The sequence below is a fragment of the Cupriavidus sp. MP-37 genome, assembly GCF_020618415.1.
Lineage (GTDB): Bacteria > Pseudomonadota > Gammaproteobacteria > Burkholderiales > Burkholderiaceae > Cupriavidus.
On the sequence record NZ_CP085344.1, the window covers coordinates 2,313,279 to 2,334,597 of the forward strand.

Below are 21,319 nucleotides of genomic sequence, written 5' to 3' on the forward strand. Positions count from 1 at the left end.
CCACACCGATGCATGTGATCGTCATCGGCGCCGGCGCGATCGGCGTCAGCTCCGCCTGGTACCTGCGGCAGGCCGGTTTCGACGTGACCGTGCTCGAGCGCCGCGGCGCGCCGGCGCAGGAAGCCAGCTTCGGCAATGCCGGCGTGATCGCGCCCGGCTACGTCACGCCATGGGCCGCGCCCGGCATGCCCGCCAAGATCCTGCGCACGCTCTTCGCGCGCGAGGCGCCGGTGCTGTTCCGGCCCGCCGCCGACCCGGCCATGTGGCGCTGGATCGCGCGCTGGCTGCGCGAATGCCGGCTGGAGCGCTACCGCGCCAACAAGCTGCGCATGCAGCGGCTGGCGTTCTACAGCCGCGCGTGCCTGCACCGGCTGCGCAGCGAGCTGGAGATCGACTACGAGCAAGCGCAGGGCTACCTGCAGCTGTTCCGCACCGCGCGCGACCTGGACCTGGCCGGGCCCGCCATCGCCCTGCTGCGCGAGAACAACGTGCCGCACCAGCTGGTCAGCGCGCAGGAATGCCGGCGGATCGAACCGGGCCTGGCCGCCGGCACGCCGCTGGCCGGCGGGCTGCATCTGCCCGAAGACGAATCCGGCAACTGCCCGATGTTCGTGCGCGCGCTGCACCGGCATGCCGAGGCCGCGGGCGTGTCGTTCCGCTTCGAGACCCGGGTCGCGCAGATCCGGCCGGGCCAGGCCGGCAAGCTCGACCTCGCGCTGGCACCCACCGGCGGCGGCGATGCCGCCCCGGTACTGAGCGCCGACCGCGTGCTGGTCGCCGCCGGCGCCGACAGCGCCGCGCTGCTGCGCCCGCTGGGCCTGCGCGTGCCGCTGTATCCGGTCAAGGGCTATTCGGTGACGGTGATGATCCGCGACGAGCTGCAGGCCCCGCTCGGTGCGCTGATGGATGAGTCCTACAAGGTTGCGATGACGCGCATGGGCAACCGGCTGCGCGTGGCCGGCACGGCCGAGCTGGGCTCGCGCCGGCTCGACCTGCGCCCCGCCGCGCTCAACACGCTGATCAAGGTCGCGCGCGACTGGTTCCCGGTGGCCGGCAACTACCAGGAAGCGACGCAATGGGCCGGCGCCCGGCCGATGCTGCCCGATGGCCCGCCGCTGATCGGCCCGACCGCGGTGCCCGGGCTGTTCCTGAACCTCGGCCATGGCTCGACGGGCTGGGCGATGAGCTGCGGATCAGGCAAGATTGCGGCTGACCAGATCGCCGCCAGCGCGGGCGCTCGCGCCGACCGCTCCGGCCGCGACGGCCCCGACATCGACATGGAAGGCCTGCTGCCGGACCGCTACGGACTGGGGCCGGCCAGATAAGCCGACATGAGCTCCTCTGCCTCCGCCGTCATCACGCCCTCTGGCCAGGGTGAAGGCTGGCATGCCCTGGATGCCGCCGCACCCGGCCCGGTGCCGCTCTACGACGTGGCCGCCATCCGCCGCCTCGAACACGCCGCGCTGGCGCAACTGCCGGCGTTCACGCTGATGTCGCGCGCCGGCACGGTGGCGGCACGCTGGCTCGCCTGCCACGCACCCGAGGGCCCGCTGCTGTTGCTCGCGGGTCCCGGCAATAACGGCGGCGATGCGCTGGTCGCCGCCACGCAGCTGCACCGCGCCGGCCGCGCGGTGCAGGTATGGCTGATTGCGGATCCGCAGCGCCTGCCTGACGATGCCGCCCGCGCATGGCAGCAGGCGCAGGCCGCGGGCGTGCCGTCGCGCGTGATGGCGGAGGTGGATACCGCGCAGGACCTGCGCTGGCCCGCCGGCACCGCCGCGATCGTCGACGGCCTGCTCGGCATCGGCCTGAACCGCCCCGCCGACGGCCGCATGGCGTGGTGGATCGCACAACTCAATCGCGGCGCGCTGCCGGTGTTTGCGCTGGACATTGCCAGCGGCCTGTCGGCCGACACCGGCGCGGGCGCGCCGGCCGTGCGTGCGCAGCGCACGCTGACCTTCATTGCCGCCAAGCCCGGCCTGCTGACGCTGGACGGGCGCGACTGCGCCGGCGCGGTCGACATCGCGCCGATCGGCCTGGACTATCCCCCGCGCGAAGCGCCGCAGGGCCTGGTGAACGGCCCCGCGCTGTTCGGTGCCGCGCTGCCGCGCCGTCGCCACGCCAGCCACAAGGGCACGCATGGCGCGCTGGCGGTCATCGGCGGCAACCTCGGCATGACCGGCGCTCCGCTGCTCGGCGCCCGCGCCGCGCAATGGCTGGGCGCGGGCAAGGTGCATATCGGCTTCCTGGCGCAGCCGGCACCGCTGTTCGATCCGCTGCATCCGGAACTGATGCTGCATGCGGTCGACGCGCTCGCGCTCGGCTCGATGTCGGCGCTGGTGATCGGCCCGGGCATGGGCACCGATGCCAACGCGCGCCAGCAGTTGGCGCGGCTGCTGCAGGCCGCGCCGCTGCCGCTGGTGCTGGATGCCGATGCCCTGAACCTGCTCGCCGCCGAGCCGGCGCTCGCCGGCGCGCTGGCCACGCGCGACGCGGCCACCGTGATCACGCCGCATCCGCTCGAAGCCGCGCGGCTGATGGGCGTGCCGGTGGCCGAGGTCCAGCGCGACCGGCCCGCCGCCGCCGCGGCGCTGGCCGCGCAATGGCGGGCCGTGGTCGTGCTGAAGGGCTCGGGCAGCGTGATCGCCGCGCCCGACGGCAGCCCGTGGACGCTGAACCCGACCGGCAACGCGGCACTGGCCAGCGCCGGCACCGGCGACGTGCTGGCCGGCATGCTGGGCGCGCTGCTGGCGCAGGGCATGGCGCCGCTGGCCGCGGCGCAGGCGGCGGTGTGGATCCACGGCCGTGCCGCCGATGTGCTGGTCGAACAGGGCACGGGCCCGGCAGGCGTCACGGCAAGCGAACTGCATGCGCCGGCGCGCGCCATATTCAACCAGTTGCTGGGTGCGGCGCGCGCGTGAGGCGCAGGTGAGGCGCACGTGGCAAGCGCGTTCCGGCACATGCCGGCGGCGGTGGCGACGCCGCCGTCAGACAACGACCGATACTCGCGCGGCGCCGCGGCTGCTATGTTGCAAGTGGTAACGATATGACGCCGCCGCACGGGTCGAGGCCGCGATGGCTGGCGATATACTTACCGCTCCGTCTTGCAAGCCGGCAACGCCACGCGGCTCGCGCCCCGCAACCCCGCTAGTCCTGCACGCTAGTCCTGCATGCCCACTGACCTTCACGCCTGGAATGCCCTGCTGCGGCACCATGACACCCTTCGCGACGCCCAGATGCGCGACTGGTTCGATCGCGAAGGCGCACAGCGCGTCGCGCAATGCTCGCTGGAGGCCGCCGGCCTCTATCTCGATTACTCGAAGAACCGCATCACGGCGCAAACCATGGGCCTGCTGATGCAGCTGGCGGCCGAGGCCGGCGTTACCCGCCGCCGCGACGCGATGTTCGCGGGCGAGCATATCAACACCACCGAAGACCGCGCAGCGCTGCATGTGGCGCTGCGCGCCACCGCCGGCGCGGGCTACAAGGTCGACGGCGAAGCGGTGGTGCCGGCCATCCAGCAGGTGCTGGCACGCATGCGCGACTTCTCCGGCCGCGTGCGCAGCGGCGCGTGGAAGGGCGCCACCGGCGAGCGCATCACCGATGTCATCAACATCGGCATCGGCGGCTCCGACCTGGGGCCGCGCATGGTGTGCCGGGCCCTGTCGCACCTGGCCGACGCCGACGGCCATACCGCACCGCGCATGCACTTCGTCTCCAATGTCGACGGCACCGACCTGGCCGAGACCCTGGTGCGGCTGGACCCGCAGCGGACCCTGGTGATCGTCTGCTCCAAGACCTTCACCACGCTGGAAACCATGGCCAACGCGCGCAGCGCGCGTGCCTGGTTTGTCGCCAGCGGCGTGGCCGAACAGGACCTGGCCAAGCATTTCGTCGCGGTCTCGACCAACACCGAGGCCGTGCGCGAATTCGGCATCGACCCGGCCAATATGTTCGAGTTCTGGGACTGGATCGGCGGGCGCTTTTCGCTGTGGTCGTCGGTCGGCCTGTCGATCACGCTGGCGGTGGGCTTCGATGCCTTTGCCGACCTGCTGGCCGGTGGCCGCGCGATGGACGAACACTTCCGCACCGCGCCGCTGGAGCGCAACATGCCGGTGATCCTCGGCATGCTGGGGATCTGGTACCGCAACTTCTGGAACCTGCCCACCAGCTGCATGGCGCCCTATTCCACCTCGCTGGAGCTGTTTCCCGCCTTCCTGCAGCAGCTGGAGATGGAAAGCAACGGCAAGTCGGTGCAGCTCGACGGGCAGCGCATCCGCACGCATACCTCGCCGGTGGTGTGGGGCACGGCCGGCACCAACGGCCAGCACGCCTACTTCCAGCAGATCCACCAGGGCTCGCAGGTGGTGCCGGTGGATTTCGTCGCGCCGCTGGTGCCGCCGCGCCGCCTGCCGGGCCATCACGCCAAGCTGCTGGCCAATTGCTTCGCGCAGGCCGAGGCGCTGATGCGCGGGCGCAGTGCCGACGAACTGCGCGCCAGCGGAATGAAAGACGAAGTGCGCATCGCGCATATGGCGTTCGACGGCAACCGCCCCAGCAACACGCTGCTGATGGAGAGCCTGACACCCAATGTGCTGGGCGCGCTGATTGCGCTGTACGAGCACCGCACCTTCGTGCAGGGCGTGGTGTGGCGGATCAACTCGTTCGACCAGTGGGGCGTCGAGCTGGGCAAGATCCTGGCGCGGCCGATCGAGGCCGAACTGGCCGGCACCGCCACCGGCCAGCACGATGCCTCTACCGCCGCGCTGATCGCGCGCGCCCGCGCGGTGCTGAAGGCGGGCGCGGCGAGCTAGCCGCTAGACCTCGGCGCCGATCCATTCGTCGCTGGCCACGCGGCCGGCGTCGATGGTCAGCACGCGCCCGCAGCGCGACGCCACCGAGCGGTCATGCGTGACCAGCACCAGCGTCGAGCCGGCGTCGCGGTTCAGCTCGAACATCAGCGCGATCACCGCTTCGCCGGTGGCGGTATCGAGGCTGCCGGTCGGTTCGTCGGCAAACAGGATGTCCGGGCGCGCGACGAAGGCGCGCGCCAGCGCCACGCGCTGCTGCTCGCCGCCCGACAGCGTGCGCGGGTAGTGGCCCAGGCGTGCGCCCAGGCCCACACGCTGCAGCATGTCGACGGCGCGCTCGCGCACCTGCGCGGTTTCGCCGCGCAGCTCCAGCGGCAGCATCACATTCTCGAGCGCGGTCAGGTGGCCCACCAGCTGGAACGACTGGAACACGAAGCCGACATGCCGGCCGCGCACCGCGGCGCGCTGGTCCTCATCCAGCGCATACAGGTCCTGGCCCTGCAGCCGCACCGTGCCGGTGCTGGGCAGGTCCAGCCCGGCCAGCAGCCCCAGCAGCGTCGACTTGCCGGATCCCGACGCGCCGACGATGGCAAGCGTTTCGCCCGGCGTGACGGAAAAGGTCACGTCGTGCAAAATCGTCAGCGAACCGGTCGTGTCGGCCACGGTCTTTCCGAGGGATTCGACTGCAAGAATGGAAGAAGACATGGATATAGGGATCCGAGGGAAAAGGCGCAGGCTGCTGCTGGCAGCCGGCATGGCGCTGGCGATATCGGCCGCGGCTCAGGCACAGGCCCCGGCCAGCGCGCCGGCAAAGGCCACGTCCCCCGCGCTGCTGGTGCTGGGCGACAGCCTGTCGGCCGAATACGGCATCGCGCGCGGCGCGGGCTGGGTCACGCTGCTGCAGGACCGGCTGCGGCAGGAGCGCTTCGATTATAGCGTCGTCAATGCCAGCATCAGCGGCGAGACCACCATCGGCGGCAAGACCCGCCTGCCCGAGCTGCTGTCGCGGCACCGCCCCGCCATCGTGGTAATCGAGCTGGGTGCCAACGACGCGCTGCGCGGCTTGCCGCTGCAGTCCACCGAGGCCAACCTGCGCAACCTGGTCACCACGGCGCAGCAGGCGGGCGCGAGCGTCTTGCTGATCGGCATGCGCATCCCGCCCAACTACGGCCAGGACTACACCGAGAAATTCGTCTCGCTCTATCCCAGGCTGGCGGGCGAATACAAGGTGCGGCTGGTGCCCTTCTTCCTCGACCAGGTGATCGCGCGGCAAGACTGGTTCCAGCCCGACCGCATCCACCCGACCGCCGCGGCGCAGCCGGCGTTGCTCGATACGGTGTGGCCGCAGCTCAAGCCACTGCTCAAGCGCGGCGCGGCGAAGTGATCGCCTGTTTTCTCCCCTCTCCTGCTTGCTGTATAGACCGGGGACATAGGTAACAGGTGTGCCAGGACATGGGTAACACTTTTCCCGCTTAGTCAGCGGGAGGACAACGTTGCCCTGGAGCCAAACCACCGTGAAGCAGCAAAGAGAAGAGTTCGTCCGCCTGGCACGCCAGGCGGACGCCAATATTGCGGAGCTTTGCCGCCGCTTCTGCATCAGTCGCAAGACCGGTTACAAGTGGTTGAACCGAGAGGATCTGGACGACCGAACTCGGCGGCCACATAGCTCTCCCGGCCGAACGCCAGCTGCCGTCGAAGAGGGCGTGCTAGCGATCCGAGCCGAACATTCGGCCTGGGGCGCCCGCAAGATCGCACGCGTACTGGAGCGTGACCACTGCGTCCAAATCGCGCCGAGCACAGTCAATTGGGTGCTGCGCCGCCATGGCTTGATCGATCCGGCCGCCAGCGCGGCCGCTACTGCCTGGCAGCGCTTCGAGCACGACCGGCCCAATGCACTATGGCAAATTGACTTTAAAGGCCACTTCGCTACCGACACGCAGCGGTGCCACCCACTCACGGTCTTGGACGATCACTCCCGGTTCAATGTGCTGCTCAGGGCCTTGGGCAACGAACAGTTTGAATCCGTACAGGAAGCGTTAGAGAAGGCTTTTGCGCGCTATGGGCTGCCCGAGCGCATCAATGCAGACAACGGCCCGCCCTGGGGTTCTCCAGTGCCCCGTGCACTTACCACGTTGGGTGCTTGGCTGATCCGCCTGGGGGTGCGGCTCAGTCATAGCCGACCTCGCCATCCGCAGACCAACGGTAAGGACGAGCGCTTCCATCGAACCATGCAGGCAGAGCTGTTGGCCAACCAGCGCTTCCGGGATCTGGACGATGCGCAGCATCACTTCAGCCATTGGCGCCACGTGTACAACTTCAAGCGCCCACACCACGCCCTGGATATGGAGACACCCGCAAGCCGCTATGCGCCTAGTCCACGGACGATGCCGCGCGAGCTCCCGCCTATCGAGTACGGCAGCGATGACATCGTGCGAAAGGTAGGCGACGGTGGGCGCATCTGCTTCCGAGGAAAGACGTTCCGGGTCGGACGAGCCTTGGTCGGAACGCCCGTAGCGCTGCGCCCTCGCGTGGATTTGGACGGCACCTTTGATGTCTACTTCTGCCATCAGAAGGTGGCCACAATAGACCTACAGGAGGCCAATTAAACTGGAGACTGGACTGTTACCCATGTCCTGGCACATGTGTTACCCATGTCCCCGGTCCATACAGCTTGCGGGAGAGGGGCGGGGGTGAGGGCCGGCGGTGGCAATCGCGACAGCCTTTACTTCGTTGACGCTCCCGCCCTCACCCCAACCCTCTCCCGCAAGCGGGAGAGGGAGTACACAAGCGGAAGCTGGAAGGCCGGAGGCAAGTGAACGTGCTGAGAGCTTGCTTGCTGCCGCCGGTTTGCTCCCCTCTCCCGCTTGCGGGAGAGGGGCGGGGGTGAGGGCCGGCGGTGGCAATCGCGACAGCCTTTACTTCGTTGACGCTCCCGCCCTCACCCCAACCCTCTCCCGCAAGCGGGAGAGGGAGTACACAAGCGGAAGCTGGAAGGCCGGAGGCAAGTGAACGTGCTGAGAGCTTGCTTGCTGCCGCCGGTTTACTCCCCTCTCCCGCTTGCGGGAGAGGGGCGGGGGTGAGGGCCGGCGGTGGCAATCGCGACAGCCTTTACTTCGTTGACGCTCCCGCCCTCACCCCAACCCTCTCCCGCAAGCGGGAGAGGGAGTACACAAGCGGAAGCTGGAAGACCGGAGGCAAATGAACGTGCTGAGAGCTTGCTTGCTGCCGCCGGTTTGCTCCCCTCTCCCGCTTGCGGGGAGAGGGGCGAGGAGGGCCGGCGGTGGCAATCGCGACAGCCTTTACTTCGTTGACGCTCCCGCCCTCACCCCAACCCTCTCCCGCAAGCGGGAGAGGGAGTACACAAGCGGAAGCTGGAACGCCGGAGGCAAGTGAACGTGCTGAGAGCTTGCTTGCTGCCGCCGGTTTGCTCCCCTCTCCCGCTTGCGGGAGAGGGGGGGGGGGTGAGGGCAGGCGGTGGCAATCGCGACAGCCTTTACTTCGTTGACGCTCCCGCCCTCACCCAACCCTCTCCCGCAAGCGGGAGAGGGAGTACACAAGCGGAAGCTGGAAGGCCGGAGGCAAATGAACGTGCTGAGAGCTTGCTTGCGGCCGCCGGTTTGCTCCCCTCTCCCGCTTGCGGGAGAGGGGCGGGGGTGAGGGCAGGCGGTGGCAATCGCGACAGCCTTTACTTCGTTGACGCTCCCGCCCTCACCCAACCCTCTCCCGCAAGCGGGAGAGGGAGTACACAAGCGGAAGCTGGAAGGCCGGAGGCAAGTGAACGTGCTGAGAGCTTGCCTGCTGCCGCCGGTTTGCTCCCCTCTCCCGCTTGCGGGAGAGGGGCGGGGGTGAGGGCCGGCGCATCCACGAAGTCAATCGCATCAATCCGTGGGCACCTGCATCATCCCCCGGAATTCCACGATGATCCATCAAAAAACCCCTGCCGCATGGCAGAGGTTTGTATTTCCTACGCGGCCGGCGTGGCGCCGTCCTGCGCGGCTCACTCCGCGCCCTGCTCCTGCGTCGCGCCTGCGGGCGCCAGCAGCTTGACCTTGGCGCGGGCCTTCAGGCTTTCATAGAAGGCCTGCAGATCGGTCTGGCCGGCCAGCTGCGCCAGCTGCTGCGCCTCGGCCTGGCGCTGCGCCGGATTGGCCTGTGCCGGCTGGCTGACCTTGGTGATGCGATAGACCGCATAGCCCTGCGCGCCCAGGTCGACACCCACCAGCGCCGGCAGCTTGGCGGCATCGGCGCGCATGACCGCTTCCACCGCCTGCGGCGCCATGCCCTCAGCCTTGGTGCGCGACACCGTCTGCACCGGGCCGAAGCCCTCGGCGCTGTCGGCCTGCTTCAGCTTGGCCAGCCGCGCTTCGCCATCCTTGCGCGCGAGTTCCGCCGCCTGCTGGGCGATATAGCCTTCGCGCACCTGCGCTTCGACGTCTTCGAACTTGCGCACGGTCGCCGGGCGGTACGCGACGATGCGCGCGGCCACCAGCGTGTTGGGCGCGACCTGCACGGCTTCGGTGTTGCGCTTGTTCTTGATGGCGTCGTCGCTGAACAGCGCCTTGAGCAGCTTCTCGTTGTTCAGCGGGCTCTGCGCGCCCAGCGCCGGATTGGGCTGGCGCGTGACGTTGTCGGCGGTCTGGATGGTCAGCTTGAACTTGTCGGCGGCGGGCTTGAGGCTGTCGGCCTGCTCGTAGACGGTATTGCCGAAGGCATCGGCCTGCTCGGCAAACTTCTTGTCGGCGAACTGCTTGCGCAGTTCGGCTTCCAGCTCGGTGCGCACCGATTCCAGCGGCCGGGTTTCCGCGGGCTTGGTGCCGGTCAGCTTGATGATGTGGTAGCCGAAGTCGGTCTCGACCACGTCGCTGATCTGGCCCTCCTTGAGCGCGTACATGGCGTCCTCGAACGGCTTGACCAGCGCGCCGCGGCCCATGAAGCCGAGGTCGCCGCCCTTCTCGGCCGAACCCGGATCCTGCGAGTTCTTGCGTGCCACCTCGGCGAAGCTGTCCGGATGCTTGCGCACCTCTTCCAGCAGCTTGGCCGCCTTGTCCTTGGCGGCCTGGCGCTGCGCGGCCGGCGCATCCTTCGGCGCGCTGATCAGGATATGGCTGGCGCGGCGCTGCTCGTCGATGCGGAAGCGCGCGATATTGCTTTCGTAGTACGACTTCAGTTCTTCCGGCGTCACCGGCTGCGACGCGGCCAGGGCCTCGCCCGACAGCACCAGGTATTCCACCTGGGCCTGCTCCGGCACCGAGAAGGCCTGCTGGTGGCTGTCATAGTAGGCCTTCAGCGCGGCGGCATCGGGCTGGACCTTGGCGCTGTAGCCGGCCGGCTTGAACAGCAGCGCCTGCACCTCGCGCTGCTGGTCACGCACCGCCATCAGGCGCTCGATCAGCGACTTCGGCACGAATGCCGTCGCGGCAACCGATGCGCCCAGCTGCTGCGTGGCCAGCTCGAAGCGCATGCGCGCATCGAACTGCTCGGGCGTCATGCCCTGCGACTGCAGCAGCTGCAGATAAGCCTTGTCGTCGATCTTGCCGTCCTTGCCGCGCGGCAGTTGCGCAATCGCCGGCAGGCTGTTGATTTCTTCGACCAGCTTGGCGTCCGACACCGTCAGGTGCTCGTTGGCCACCGCATTGGCCATCACACGCTGCTGGATCAGTTGCTCGAGTACGGCCTTGCGTGCCTCCGGGCCCTCGAACTGGCGCGGGTCATAGTTGGCGCCAAGGATCTGGCGCGCGCGCTCGCTCTGGTCGCGCACCACGTTATCGACCTCCTGCGCGCTGATGGCACGGCCATCGACCTTGGCGGCATCGTGCGAGCTGTCCATGAAGCGCGAATAGCTTTCCACGCCGAAGAACACGAACGACGGGAAAACAAGCACCAGCAGCAGCAAGAGCATCAGGCGCCGGTTGTTGCGTACGAAATCAAGCATGCGGATTCGGGTAGTGGATTGGCACGAAAGACAAACTCCGCGATTCTAGCAGGAGCCGGTGGGCAGGCATCCGTTGTGCAGGATGGCAAACATGGCGGCGGAAATGAAAAATGCCCGCTGGCGCGGGCATTCTTTTAAGACTTGGCGGAGTGGACGGGACTCGCCCACATCCTGCGGGCCGCGGCCGCGCTTGCAAGCGCGGCCCTTCGAGCCCCGCCGGAAGCCGCGCAGGCGGCTTCCTCCACTCCGCAACAATGAAAAATGCCCGCTTGCGCGGGCATTCTTTTAAGACTTGGCGGAGTGGACGGGACTCGAACCCGCGACCCCCGGCGTGACAGGCCGGTATTCTAACCGACTGAACTACCACTCCTGTGTCGGTGCCTGCTTCGGGCCGGCGTGTGTGCAGCGGGCATAAACGCTTTGAAAATCAAAGCCTTAAGAGACCCATTTGCTGCGCTGTGCCGGGCGTGCCCGAGAAGCAGGCCGCATTATATCTGTATTTCCCGGACATGCAAGGGCCCTGCTGGGGCCAGCGCATCACACCCGGAACGGGAGCCGGTCGAACCGTCAGGCACGGCGCAGCGCCAGCGCGTAGTACGACGCGCCGTCCTCGCTGCGGTTCAGCGTTGCCCGCACCGTCACCGCCAGCGCACTGCCATCCACGCCTTGCAACCCGGTGGAAAACTCCGCCCGCGGCCGGGCGCGCGTCATCCGGCGCAGGCGCGCTCCGCCATCGGCGAAGCGTCCGGCCAGCCCGTCGCCCAGCAGGGCATCGGCATCGCAGCCGACCATCTGCGCCAGCGCCGCGTTGACCGACTCGCACCGCAACGCGCCATCCAGCAGCGCCATGCCTTCCGCCGTCAGTTCGAACACCGCCTGGAAGCGCGCCTGCTGGTCGCGCAGCGACTGCTCGGCGAGCTTGCGCGCGGTATTGTCCATGCTGATGCCGACGATCTTGACGATGCGCCCGTCCAGCTCCCGCACCGGCGTGGCGCGCGACGAGATCCAGCGGATGCTGCCGTCAGGCTGGTACAGGCGGAAGTCGAATTCGTGCGCACGGCCGGTGTGTAACGACTCCTCGTAGGCAGCGTTCATCATCGGCACGTCGTCGGCATGCACATGCTTCCAGAAGCTTTCGTTGCTGACGATGCGCCAGCCGTATACGGCCTCGACGTTGGACGAGTAGGTCACGTCGTCGGTGATCAGGTTCCATTCCCACGTGACGATGCGCGCGCCCTCCTGCGCCAGCTTCATGCGCGCCTCGCTCTCCATGATCTCGGCGGTGTAGCGGCGGCGCATGTCGGTCATGGGGATTTCCACCGCGCTGGAGCTTTCGGCCTCCTGCCGCGCCTGCTCGCCATAGCGCAGCCAGATCCAGTTGACGCCAAGGAACGCCGCCAGCTTGCGCAGTTTCTCGTAGTCGATCTCGCCGCCCCTGGTCCATTTATGGACGGCCGGGCGCGACACCTCGAGCGCGTTGGCCACCGCCTGCAGCGTGAGCTTCTTGTGTTCGAGCAGTTCCTTGAGGCGGAAGGCAAAGCTGTTTTCTGTCATGTGCTGGATTCCCCGGTGGCATCGCCGAGATGCCGCATGAAAAACTCGACGCAGGCGCGCAGCCGTGCCGAGCCGGAAAGGCGCGAAGGATACACCGCCCAGATATCCGCGTCCTGCCGGTAGCCGGGCAGCACCTGCACCAGGCGGCCGGCCTTGAGGTCGGGCCCGACATCCCACATCGAGCGCAGCATGATCCCATGCCCGTCCAGGGCCCAGCCCGTGACGATCTCGCCGTGGTTGGACGACAGGCGTCCGCCGACCTTGACGTTGCGGTCGCCCTCCGGCCCGGTCAGCCGCCAGATGCCGAACGGATGGTCGCGCTCCTTGGTGACGAGGCAGTCGTGCTGTTGCAGCGCATCCAGCGTCTGCGGCGCGCCGCGCGCCGCGAGGTACGATGGCGCCGCGCACAGCACCCGCCAGTTGCGCGCCAGCCGGCGCGCGATCAGGTGCGGCGCGATGTCGTTGCCGATGCGGATGTCGAGGTCGATGCCCTCGGCCACCAGGTCGACCAGCTTGTCGAACACGTCGAAGCGGATTTCCAGCGCGGGGTACTGCCGGCACAGAGCGGAGATCAGCGGCGCGACATGGCGCCTGCCGAAGCCGACGCTGCTGCCGATCCGCACCAGCCCGCGCGGCGCGCCGCCGCCGGCGCAGACGTCGTCCATCAACTGGCCGATCTCGTCGAGCATGTGGCGCGCCCAGCGGTACACGCGCTCGCCGTTTTCCGTCAGCGACACCTGGCGCGTGCTCCGGTGCAGCAGTTGCGCGCCCATCGTCTGTTCCAGCGCCTTGACGCGCTTGCTGACATAGGCCGGCGAGCTGCCCAGCTCTTCCGCGGCGGCGACGAAGCTGGCGCGCTGGGCAACCAGGCAGAACACCCGCAGGTCTTCCAGTGGCGGCAGATTATTCACGATTCGTGTTTCCTGTATCCACGCTTGCGCGGATGATCCGCGCCCGGTTTCGCGGCATCCTCGACCGGGTCCTGACCACCAGACACGAGCGAGACACCGCCATGACCAAACCATTCCCAGCTGCGTTCCGCATCGCCGCCATCGCCGGCGACGGCATCGGCAACGAGGTCCTTCCCGAAGGGCTGCGCGTCGTCGAAGCCGCGGCGCGCAAATTCAACCTGCCGATCGAAGTGCGCCACTTCGAATGGGCCAACTGCGACTACTACCTGCGCCACGGCAAGATGATGCCGGACGACTGGAAAGCGCAGCTCGACGGCTTCGACGCGATCTATTTCGGCGCGGTGGGCTGGCCCGACAAGGTGCCCGACCACATCTCGCTGTGGGGCTCGCTGCTCAGGTTCCGCCGCGAGTTCGACCAGTACGTCAACCTGCGCCCGGTGCGCCTGCTGCCCGGCGTGCCCTGCCCGCTCGCCGGCAAGCAGCCCGGCGACATCGACTTCTACGTGGTGCGCGAGAACACCGAGGGCGAGTACAGCCCGGTCGGCGGCCGCATGTACGAGGGTACCGCGCGCGAGATCGTGATGCAGCAGTCGATCTTCAGCCGCCACGGCACCGACCGCATCCTGAAGTACGCGTTCGAGCTGGCGCAAGCGCGTCCGCGCAAGACCCTGACCTCGGCCACCAAGTCCAACGGCATTGCCGTCAGCATGCCGTGGTGGGACGAGCGCACCGCCGCCATGGGCGCACAATACCCCGACGTGACATGGGACAGCCAGCACATCGACATCCTGTGCGCCCGCTTCGTGCTGCAGCCCGAGCGTTTCGACGTGGTGGTCGCTTCCAACCTGTTCGGCGACCTGCTCTCCGACCTGGGCCCGGCCTGCACCGGCACCATCGGCCTGGCGGGTTCGGCCAACCTGAACCCCGAGCGCGAGTTTCCGTCGCTGTTCGAGCCGGTGCACGGCTCGGCGCCGGACATCTACGGCAAGCAGATCGCCAACCCCATCGGCATGATCTGGTCGGGCGCGATGATGCTCGATTTCCTCGGCGGTGCCGCGGGCAAGCAGGCGCATGACGCCATCCTCGCCGCCATCGAGACCGTGCTGCGCGAAGGCCCGCTGACACCGGATGCCGGTGGCAAGGCCGGCACGAGCGACGTCGGCAAGGCCATCGCCGAGGCCCTCTGAGGCGACATCGACGGCAGCACGTGACGCGGAATTCGCGCGCCACGTCTGCCCTGCCTTGCGCCAACAGGCCCATCGGGCACACCCGGATTTTTTTTCAGCGCGGAGCTTGTGCATCGCCGGAATTTTGCATAGAGTTTGCGTAAACCAATAGTTACTGTAAACCATTGGTTTACAAAACGCAAGACAAGAACGCGGACCTCACCGCGCCGGTTAGACAAGTTCCACCACAAAGCACCCATGCGCCAAGACGCATCGGAGGAGATCGAATTGAAAACGTCCACGCCCCGCCGCGACGGATTCCTGACCGTCTGCACGCTCACCGCCGTGCTGGTCACCGTCATTGCCATGGTCCGCTGGCCCGCCCAGGCGGCCGCCACCGCCACCCATCTGTTCGAATGGTCCACGCGCTCCTTCGGCTCGCTGGTCCAGATCTTCGTGTTCGGCTGCGTCATCGCCTGCCTCGGGCTGGCCTTCAGCAAGTACGGCAACGTGCGCCTCGGCGAAGGCAAGCCCGAGTATTCCACCCTGTCGTGGGTGTTCATGTTCATCTGCGCCGGCATGGGGTCGTCGACCATGTACTGGGGCGTGATGGAGTGGGTCTACTACTACCAGTCGCCCGGCCTGAACGTGCCCACCGGCACCCGCGAGGCGCTGGAGCACTCCATCAGCTACTCGTTCTTCCACTGGGGCCTGAGCGCCTGGGCGGTGTACGCGCTGCCCTCGCTGGCGATGGCGTACCACTTCCACGTGCGCAAGAACAAGGGGCTGAACCTGGCGTCCATCGTCGAAGCGATCACGGGCTTCCGCGCCACCGGCCCGGTGGGCCGGCTGGTGGACCTGATCTTCCTGCTGACGATGTTCGGCGCGCTGACGGTTTCGATCGCGCTGACGGCGTCGACCTTCACGCGCGGCCTGTCCGGGCTGTTCGGCGTACCCGATACCTTCGTCACGCAGCTGATCGTGATCGTCGGCGTATCGGTGCTGTTCTCGGCGAGCGCCTACATCGGCATCAACGGCGGCATGCAGCGCCTGAGCCATATGGTGTGCTGGGGCGCGCTGCTGCTGGCCGCGGTCGTGTTCGCCATCGGGCCGACCCTGTTCGCCGGCAACAACATCGTCAACGGCCTGGGCCTGATGCTGCAGAACTACGTCCATATGAGCCTGTTCACCGACCCCACCGGCGACGGCGCCTTCAGCCGCGGCTGGACGGTGTTCTACTGGCTGTGGTGGGTGTCGTACTCGCCCGGCGTGGCGATGTTCGTGGCGCGCGTGTCCAAGGGACGCAAGATCAAGGAAGTCATCTACGCACTGCTGCTGGGCGGCAGCATCGGCTGCTGGTTCTTCTTCGGCGCGCTGGAAAGCTACAGCATGCACCAGTTCATCACCGGCGCCATCGACGTGCCGCGCATCCTGAAGGAGCACGGCGGCGAGGCCGCAGTGGAGATGCTGCTGAGCGCGCTGCCGGCGGGCAAGGTCTTCCTGGCCGTGTACCTGGCGATCATGATCGTCTTCCTCGCCGCCCACGTCGACGCCGTCGCCTACGCCGTGGCCGCCACCACCACGCGCAACCTGGCCGAAGGACAGGACCCCTCGCCGACCAGCCGCGTGTTCTGGTGCGTGATGCTGACCCTGGTGCCGCTGGCGATGCTGTTCGTCAAGGCATCGCTGGAGACCATGAAGACCGCCGTCGTGCTGACCGCGATCCCGTTCCTGGTGATCCTCGGCATCAAGCTGTTCGGCCTGTTCCGCTGGCTGCTGCAGGACTACGCCGACACCCCGGCGCACCTGATCGAGGCGGCCCGGGCTGACGGCGAGCCGCGCGCCGAGACCGCCGAGCGCTCGGCCGTGGTCGCCGGCACCTGACGGATTGACGGGCAGGCAGGCCCCCCGCGGCCTGTCCTGCCCGTCGCTGACTAGCAACTTGCCCGCATCGGGCTTTTTCTTCCGCCTTGTTGTTAAACAATATTTAACGCTTAACTACAAATTAACCAAAGGAAACCCACCATGGAGAAGATCCTCGACAACGCCGCCGTCAAGCTGCCCGCCGATTTCTGCGCCGACGACGAAAACGCCTGGACCCTGCCCGCCTCGTACTACACCCGCGACGCGGTGTTCGAATACGAGAAGGAAAAGATCTTCGCCAACAGCTGGATCTGTGTGGCCCACCGCAGCGAACTGGCCGAGCCGAACGACTACGTCACCCGCGACATCATCGGCGAAAGCATCGTCGTGCTGCGCGACCGCGAAGGCGTGCTGCGCGCCTTCTACAACGTGTGCCCGCACCGCGGCCACCAGCTGCTGCAAGGCAGCGGCCGCGCCAGGAACGTCATCACCTGCCCGTACCACGCCTGGACCTTCAAGCTCGATGGCGAACTGGCGCTGGCGCGCAACTGCGACAACGTCCCCAACTTCGACAAGAGCAAATCCAGCCTGGTCCCGGTCAAGGTGGAGGAATACGCCGGCTTCGTCTTTATCAACATGAACCCGGACGCCGGCACCGTCGAGGCCCAGCTCCCCGGCCTGGAAGCCCGCATGCGCGCCGCCTGCCCGGTGATCGACGAGCTCCACCTCGGCGCCCGCTTCGTCACCGAGACGCCGGCCAACTGGAAGTCCATCGTCGACAACTACATGGAGTGCTACCACTGCGGCCCGGCCCACCCCGGCTTCTCGGACTCCGTGCAGGTCGACCGCTATACCCACACGCTGCACGAGAACTGGTCGCTGCAGTTCGGCCATGCCAAGTCGTCGGAGAAGTCTTTCAAGCTCGACGAGTCGGTCAAGGACCCCAGCTTCAGCGGCTTCTGGGCCTGGCCTTGCACCATGTTCAACGTGCCGCCGGGCGCCAACTTCATGACCGTGATCTACGAGTTCCCGGCCAGCGCCGAAGTCACGCTGCAGCACTACGACATCTATTTCCTGAACAAGGAGCTGACCGAGGACCAGAACAAGCTGGTCGAGTGGTATCGCGACGTGTTCCGCCCGGAAGACCTGCGCCTGGTCGAGAGCGTGCAGAAGGGCCTGAAGTCGCGCGGCTATCGCGGCCAGGGCCGGATCATGGTCGACCGCCAGCGCAGCGGCATCAGCGAGCACGGCATCGTGCATTTCCACCGCAAGGTGGCCAGGGAATACGAAGGCGCGTAAGCGCCGGCAGCACCCATACCGAAACGGAGACCAGACCCATGCAACTCAACGACAACACCCTGTTCCGCCAGCAAGCCCTGATCGGCGCCGAGTGGACCGACGCGCCCGACGCCGCCACCGTAGCCGTGTCCGACCCCGCCACCGGCGAGCAGGTCGGCACCGTGCCGCTGATGCGCGAGGCCGGCGCCGTCGCCGCCATCGAAGCCGCCAACGCCGCGCTGCCCGCGTGGAAGGCCCGCACCGCCAAGGAGCGCGCCGCGCTGCTGCGCAAGTGGTTCGACCTGATCATCGAGAACGAAGACGACCTCGCCGCCATCATGACCCGCGAGCAGGGCAAGCCGCTGGCCGAAGCGCGCGGCGAGGTGCGCTACGCCGCCTCGTTCATCGAGTGGTTCGGCGAGGAAGCCAAGCGCCTCTACGGTGACGTGATCCCCTCCCCGGCCGCCGACAAGCGCCTGGTGGTGGTGCGCGAGCCGATCGGCGTCTGCGCCGCCATCACGCCGTGGAACTTCCCGGCGGCGATGATCGCGCGCAAGGCTGCGCCCGCGCTGGCGGCCGGCTGCACCATGGTGGTCAAGCCCGCCAACGAAACGCCGTTCAGCGCGCTGGCGCTGGCCGACCTGGCGCTGCGCGCCGGCATCCCGGCGGGCGTGCTGAATATCGTCACCGGCGACGCGGCGGCGATCGGCAGCCAGTTCACCGGCCACCCGCTGGTGCGCAAGCTGTCGTTCACGGGCTCCACGCCGGTCGGACGCCTGCTGATGCAGCAGTGCGCCGGCACGGTCAAGAAGGTATCGCTGGAACTCGGCGGCAACGCGCCGTTCATCGTATTCGAAGACGCCGATATCGACGCGGCGGTCGAGGGCGCGATCCAGGCCAAGTACCGCAACGCCGGGCAGACCTGCGTCTGCGTCAACCGGCTCTATATCCACGACGCCGTCTACGACCAGTTTGTCGAGCGCTACGTGAGCAAGGTGGCCGGACTGCGCGTCGGCAACGGCTTCAGCGCCGGCAGCGAGATCGGCCCGCTGATCACCGAAAAGGCGGTCGCCAAGGTCAGTGAGCTGGTGGCGGATGCCGTCAGCAAGGGCGCGCGCATCGCCATCGGCGGCGGCGTCCATGACGCCGGTGCGCAGTTCTTCGCACCGACGGTGCTGGCCGACGTCAAACCCGGCATGCGCGTGCTCGACGAGGAAATCTTCGGGCCGGTCTCGCCCATCGTCCGCTTCACCTCGGAGGCCGACGTGGTGCGCATGGCCAACGACACCATCTACGGCCTGGCCGCCTACTTCTTCAGCCGCGACATCGGCCGCGTCTGGCGCGTGGCCGAACAGCTGGAATACGGCATCGTCGGCATCAACACCGGCCTGTTCTCGAACGAGGTGGCGCCGTTCGGCGGCGTGAAGCAATCGGGCCTGGGCCGCGAGGGCTCGAAGTACGGCATCGAGGACTACCTCGAAATGAAATACCTCTGCATGGCGCTGTAACGCGCGCCAGCACTCCCGGAAGACAGCAGCATGGGCAATACCTACCAGACCCTCCAGGTGCGGGTTGCGCGCATCGAGCACGTGACCCCGCTGATCAAGCGCTTCACCATGGAAGCGATGGATGGCGGCGAGCTGCCGCCCTTCACCGGCGGCAGCCACGTCATCGTGCAGATGCGCGACGGCGCGCGCCAGTACAGCAACGCCTACTCGCTGATGAGCTCGCCCGATGCGCTCGGCAGCTACCAGATCGGCGTGCGGCGCGAGGAGAAGTCCAAAGGCGGCTCCGCGTTCCTGCACGACAAGGTGGCCGAAGGCGACGCGCTCACCATCACCACGCCGAACAACCTGTTCGCGCTCGACCCTGGCGCGCATCACCACGTGCTGATCGCCGGCGGCATCGGCATCACGCCGTTCATGTCGCAGATGCATGAACTGCGCAAGCGCGGCGCCTCGCATGAGCTGCATTACGCGTTCCGCGCCGACGAGCACGGCGCGTTCCGCGACGAACTGGCGGCGCTCGCGCAGGCGTCTTCCGGGGGCCAGGTCAGCTTCTATGTCGACAGCAAGGGGCAGAAGCTGGACCTGGCTGGCTTGCTCGGCGGCATGCGGGCCGGCGCCCATGTCTATGTCTGCGGCCCGGCACCGCTGATCGACGCCGTGCGCACGGCCGCGCAAGACGTCCACCTCGATTCGTCGCGCGTGCACTGGGAGCAATTTGCCGCGCCCGAGCAGGCGGGCGACGCCTTTACCGTAGTGCTGGCGAAATCCGGCAAGACCGTGGAGGTGGCCGCCGGCGAGTCGATCCTGAAGGCGATCGAGCGCGACAGCACCGTGCCGGTCGAATGCCTGTGCCGCGAAGGCGTGTGCGGTACCTGCGAGACCCGCATCCTCGAAGGCGAAGCCGTCCACTACGACCAGTACCTGAGCGACCAGGAAAAGGCATCCCAGAAGACCATGATGATCTGCGTGTCGCGGGCCAGGGGCGGCAGGCTGGTGCTCGACCTGTAAGCCACAAGAAAGGCCGGCGCACGCGATGCCGGCCGCCATTCTCACGGAGGAGACCATATGAACAGACCAGCCGGCCTCTGGCTGCTGGCGGGCACGCTGCTGCCTGCCGCCTTCCCTTGCGCAGCGCAGGCCCAGTCGAACGTGACGCTCTATGGCGTCGTCAGCACCGCGGTGCGCTACACCTCGAACCTCGACGGCCGCCATCACGACCAGGCCGAACTCGTTGCCAGCGGCATCGGCGGCAGCCGCTGGGGCCTGAAAGGCAGCGAAGACCTCGGCGGCGGCAACCAGGCCGTGTTCCTGCTGGAAAACGGCTTCGGCACCGACGACGGCAAGACCGCCTACAACGCGCTGTTCGGCCGCCAGGCCTACGTCGGCGTCTCCGGCGACTGGGGCGCCCTGACCTTCGGCCGCCAGTACAACGCCCTGAACAACATCGGCTGGGCCTTCGACCCGCTCGACCAAAGCTGGGGCAACTTCTGGTCCGACCCGCTCTACACCGGCGGCGACATCTTCTTCCAGGGCTACCGCGTCAACAACAGCGTGGTGTACAAGAAGACGGTCGGCCCGGTCAGCGTGCAACTCGACTACGGCTTCGGCGAGCGCGCCGGCAGCATGGCGCGCGGCGCGACCTTCGGCGGCGGGGTGATGTTCCAGCAAGGACCGCTGGCGCTCGGCGTGGCCTATGACCAGCAACGCCCGGGCACCGGCGCCAACACGCTGCACAACTACTCGGTCGGCGCGTCATACGTGTTCGGCAAGGCCACCGGCTACCTCGGCTACATGGGCCGGCGCGAGGATCGGCGCGAGACCGGGCCCGACGCCCGCTTCGGCATCGCCTTCGTCGGCCTCGGCTACCAGCTCACGCCGGCCCTGCACCTGTCGGGCGCTTACTACCGCTACAAGCAGAGCGGCAACGTGACGACGCAATTCCAGGCCACGCCGATCCCGCTCGGCAGCGGCAATGCCGACGCGGTATCGGCCGTGGCGGACTATGCCCTGTCGAAGCGCACCAGCCTGTTCCTGGAGGCCGACGCCACCTTCGCCCGCGGCGGCACGGTCGGACGGGAGACCGAGTACTGGGGCGGCACGCCGGTGACCGATGTGCGCAGCACGACCCGCGTGGGGGTGATGGCCGGCGTCCGCCACCTGTTCTGAGCCCCGCCTCGCACGCCCCCTGGAAGCCCGGCAGCACACTCCGGCGCAGCCTGCCCCGAGTGGAAACTGCCGAATATGCCTCTCGTGCTATCTCCCGGAAGCAGCTTCCGGGCTGTCGTCACGAGCACGC

The 21,319-nt window shown here is 67.8% G+C and carries 15 protein-coding genes and 1 tRNA gene; 11 read left to right on the plus strand and 5 right to left on the minus strand.

Annotated elements, in window-relative coordinates:
- The first annotated feature begins 8 nt into the window (after nucleotides 1–8).
- From LIN44_RS10725 to pgi, 3 genes are all read left to right on the plus strand, one after another.
- Nucleotides 9–1,325 carry a D-amino acid dehydrogenase gene (locus LIN44_RS10725; RefSeq protein WP_227312073.1) on the plus strand — a complete coding sequence of 439 codons (1,317 nt, stop codon included), beginning with the start codon at nucleotides 9–11 and terminating at the stop codon, nucleotides 1,323–1,325.
- 6 nt (nucleotides 1,326–1,331) lie between these two features.
- Complete coding sequence (locus LIN44_RS10730) at nucleotides 1,332–2,921, plus strand: NAD(P)H-hydrate dehydratase (RefSeq protein ID WP_227312074.1); 1,590 nt, start codon at nucleotides 1,332–1,334, stop codon at nucleotides 2,919–2,921.
- Between the two features lie 249 nt (nucleotides 2,922–3,170).
- Nucleotides 3,171–4,814, plus strand: coding sequence for a glucose-6-phosphate isomerase (pgi, locus tag LIN44_RS10735; RefSeq protein WP_227312075.1), 1,644 nt, complete (start codon nucleotides 3,171–3,173; stop codon nucleotides 4,812–4,814).
- A gap of 3 nt (nucleotides 4,815–4,817) precedes the next feature.
- Here pgi and LIN44_RS10740 read toward each other — a convergent pair whose 3' ends face one another.
- On the minus strand, nucleotides 4,818–5,516 hold the full coding sequence (locus LIN44_RS10740; RefSeq protein ID WP_062799100.1) for an ABC transporter ATP-binding protein: 699 nt from the start codon (nucleotides 5,514–5,516) through the stop codon (nucleotides 4,818–4,820).
- Here LIN44_RS10740 and LIN44_RS10745 point away from each other — a divergent pair.
- Both LIN44_RS10745 and LIN44_RS10750 read left to right on the plus strand, forming a co-directional pair.
- Nucleotides 5,515–6,195, plus strand: a complete 681-nt coding sequence (locus tag LIN44_RS10745; RefSeq protein ID WP_304524177.1) for an arylesterase — start codon at nucleotides 5,515–5,517, stop codon at nucleotides 6,193–6,195. The two genes, LIN44_RS10740 and LIN44_RS10745, sit on opposite strands and share 2 nt — an antisense overlap.
- Nucleotides 6,196–6,304: 109 nt before the next feature.
- The gene (locus tag LIN44_RS10750) at nucleotides 6,305–7,417 is read left to right on the plus strand and encodes an IS481 family transposase (RefSeq protein ID WP_227312076.1); all 1,113 of its coding nucleotides are present in this window, start codon (nucleotides 6,305–6,307) and stop codon (nucleotides 7,415–7,417) included.
- Between the two features lie 1,391 nt (nucleotides 7,418–8,808).
- Here the strand turns inward: LIN44_RS10750 and LIN44_RS10755 are convergent.
- From LIN44_RS10755 to LIN44_RS10770, 4 genes are all read right to left on the minus strand, one after another.
- On the minus strand, nucleotides 8,809–10,743 hold the full coding sequence (locus tag LIN44_RS10755; RefSeq protein ID WP_227312077.1) for a SurA N-terminal domain-containing protein: 1,935 nt from the start codon (nucleotides 10,741–10,743) through the stop codon (nucleotides 8,809–8,811).
- 293 nt (nucleotides 10,744–11,036) lie between these two features.
- Nucleotides 11,037–11,113 (minus strand) — tRNA-Asp (locus LIN44_RS10760).
- A 197-nt stretch (nucleotides 11,114–11,310) separates the two neighbouring features.
- The gene (locus tag LIN44_RS10765; RefSeq protein ID WP_227312078.1) at nucleotides 11,311–12,297 is read right to left on the minus strand and encodes a PAS domain-containing protein; all 987 of its coding nucleotides are present in this window, start codon (nucleotides 12,295–12,297) and stop codon (nucleotides 11,311–11,313) included.
- Complete coding sequence (locus LIN44_RS10770; protein ID WP_227312079.1) at nucleotides 12,294–13,208, minus strand: LysR substrate-binding domain-containing protein; 915 nt, start codon at nucleotides 13,206–13,208, stop codon at nucleotides 12,294–12,296. Before LIN44_RS10770 ends, LIN44_RS10765 begins: the two co-directional genes overlap by 4 nt.
- A 101-nt stretch (nucleotides 13,209–13,309) precedes the next feature.
- Between LIN44_RS10770 and LIN44_RS10775 the strand changes: the two genes are divergently transcribed.
- The 6 genes from LIN44_RS10775 to LIN44_RS10800 all read left to right on the plus strand — a co-directional run bounded on the left by LIN44_RS10775 (nucleotide 13,310) and on the right by LIN44_RS10800 (nucleotide 21,189).
- Nucleotides 13,310–14,395, plus strand: a complete 1,086-nt coding sequence (locus LIN44_RS10775; RefSeq protein ID WP_227312080.1) for a tartrate dehydrogenase — start codon at nucleotides 13,310–13,312, stop codon at nucleotides 14,393–14,395.
- Nucleotides 14,396–14,662: 267 nt separating this feature from the next.
- Entirely contained in the window at nucleotides 14,663–16,258 is a 1,596-nt protein-coding gene (locus LIN44_RS10780; RefSeq protein ID WP_304524178.1) for a BCCT family transporter, read from the plus strand.
- A gap of 141 nt (nucleotides 16,259–16,399) precedes the next feature.
- A complete protein-coding gene (locus LIN44_RS10785) occupies nucleotides 16,400–17,536 on the plus strand; it encodes an aromatic ring-hydroxylating dioxygenase subunit alpha (RefSeq protein ID WP_227312082.1) in 1,137 nt (378 codons plus the stop codon).
- Between the two features lie 38 nt (nucleotides 17,537–17,574).
- Nucleotides 17,575–19,023, plus strand: a complete 1,449-nt coding sequence (locus LIN44_RS10790) for an NAD-dependent succinate-semialdehyde dehydrogenase (protein ID WP_227312083.1) — start codon at nucleotides 17,575–17,577, stop codon at nucleotides 19,021–19,023.
- Nucleotides 19,024–19,053: 30 nt separating this feature from the next.
- Nucleotides 19,054–20,031, plus strand: a complete 978-nt coding sequence (locus tag LIN44_RS10795) for a PDR/VanB family oxidoreductase (protein ID WP_227312084.1) — start codon at nucleotides 19,054–19,056, stop codon at nucleotides 20,029–20,031.
- A 57-nt stretch (nucleotides 20,032–20,088) separates the two neighbouring features.
- Nucleotides 20,089–21,189: a porin gene (locus LIN44_RS10800; RefSeq protein ID WP_227312085.1), complete on the plus strand. Its 1,101-nt coding sequence runs from the start codon at nucleotides 20,089–20,091 to the stop codon at nucleotides 21,187–21,189.
- Nucleotides 21,190–21,319 lie beyond the last annotated feature (130 nt).

Bases quoted from the DNA above. Each gene is read 5' to 3' on its own strand.
- LIN44_RS10785 (WP_227312082.1), top strand. From the start codon at position 16,400: ATGGAGAAGATCCTCGACAACGCCGCCGTCAAGCTGCCCGCCGATTTC.
- LIN44_RS10795 (WP_227312084.1), top strand. From the start codon at position 19,054: ATGGGCAATACCTACCAGACCCTCCAGGTGCGGGTTGCGCGCATCGAG.
- LIN44_RS10730 (WP_227312074.1), top strand. From the start codon at position 1,332: ATGAGCTCCTCTGCCTCCGCCGTCATCACGCCCTCTGGCCAGGGTGAA.
- pgi (WP_227312075.1), top strand. From the start codon at position 3,171: ATGCCCACTGACCTTCACGCCTGGAATGCCCTGCTGCGGCACCATGAC.
- LIN44_RS10800 (WP_227312085.1), top strand. From the start codon at position 20,089: ATGAACAGACCAGCCGGCCTCTGGCTGCTGGCGGGCACGCTGCTGCCT.
- LIN44_RS10740 (WP_062799100.1), bottom strand. From the start codon at position 5,516: ATGTCTTCTTCCATTCTTGCAGTCGAATCCCTCGGAAAGACCGTGGCC.
- LIN44_RS10775 (WP_227312080.1), top strand. From the start codon at position 13,310: ATGACCAAACCATTCCCAGCTGCGTTCCGCATCGCCGCCATCGCCGGC.
- LIN44_RS10745 (WP_304524177.1), top strand. From the start codon at position 5,515: ATGGATATAGGGATCCGAGGGAAAAGGCGCAGGCTGCTGCTGGCAGCC.
- LIN44_RS10755 (WP_227312077.1), bottom strand. From the start codon at position 10,743: ATGCTTGATTTCGTACGCAACAACCGGCGCCTGATGCTCTTGCTGCTG.
- LIN44_RS10765 (WP_227312078.1), bottom strand. From the start codon at position 12,297: ATGACAGAAAACAGCTTTGCCTTCCGCCTCAAGGAACTGCTCGAACAC.
- LIN44_RS10725 (WP_227312073.1), top strand. From the start codon at position 9: ATGCATGTGATCGTCATCGGCGCCGGCGCGATCGGCGTCAGCTCCGCC.
- LIN44_RS10790 (WP_227312083.1), top strand. From the start codon at position 17,575: ATGCAACTCAACGACAACACCCTGTTCCGCCAGCAAGCCCTGATCGGC.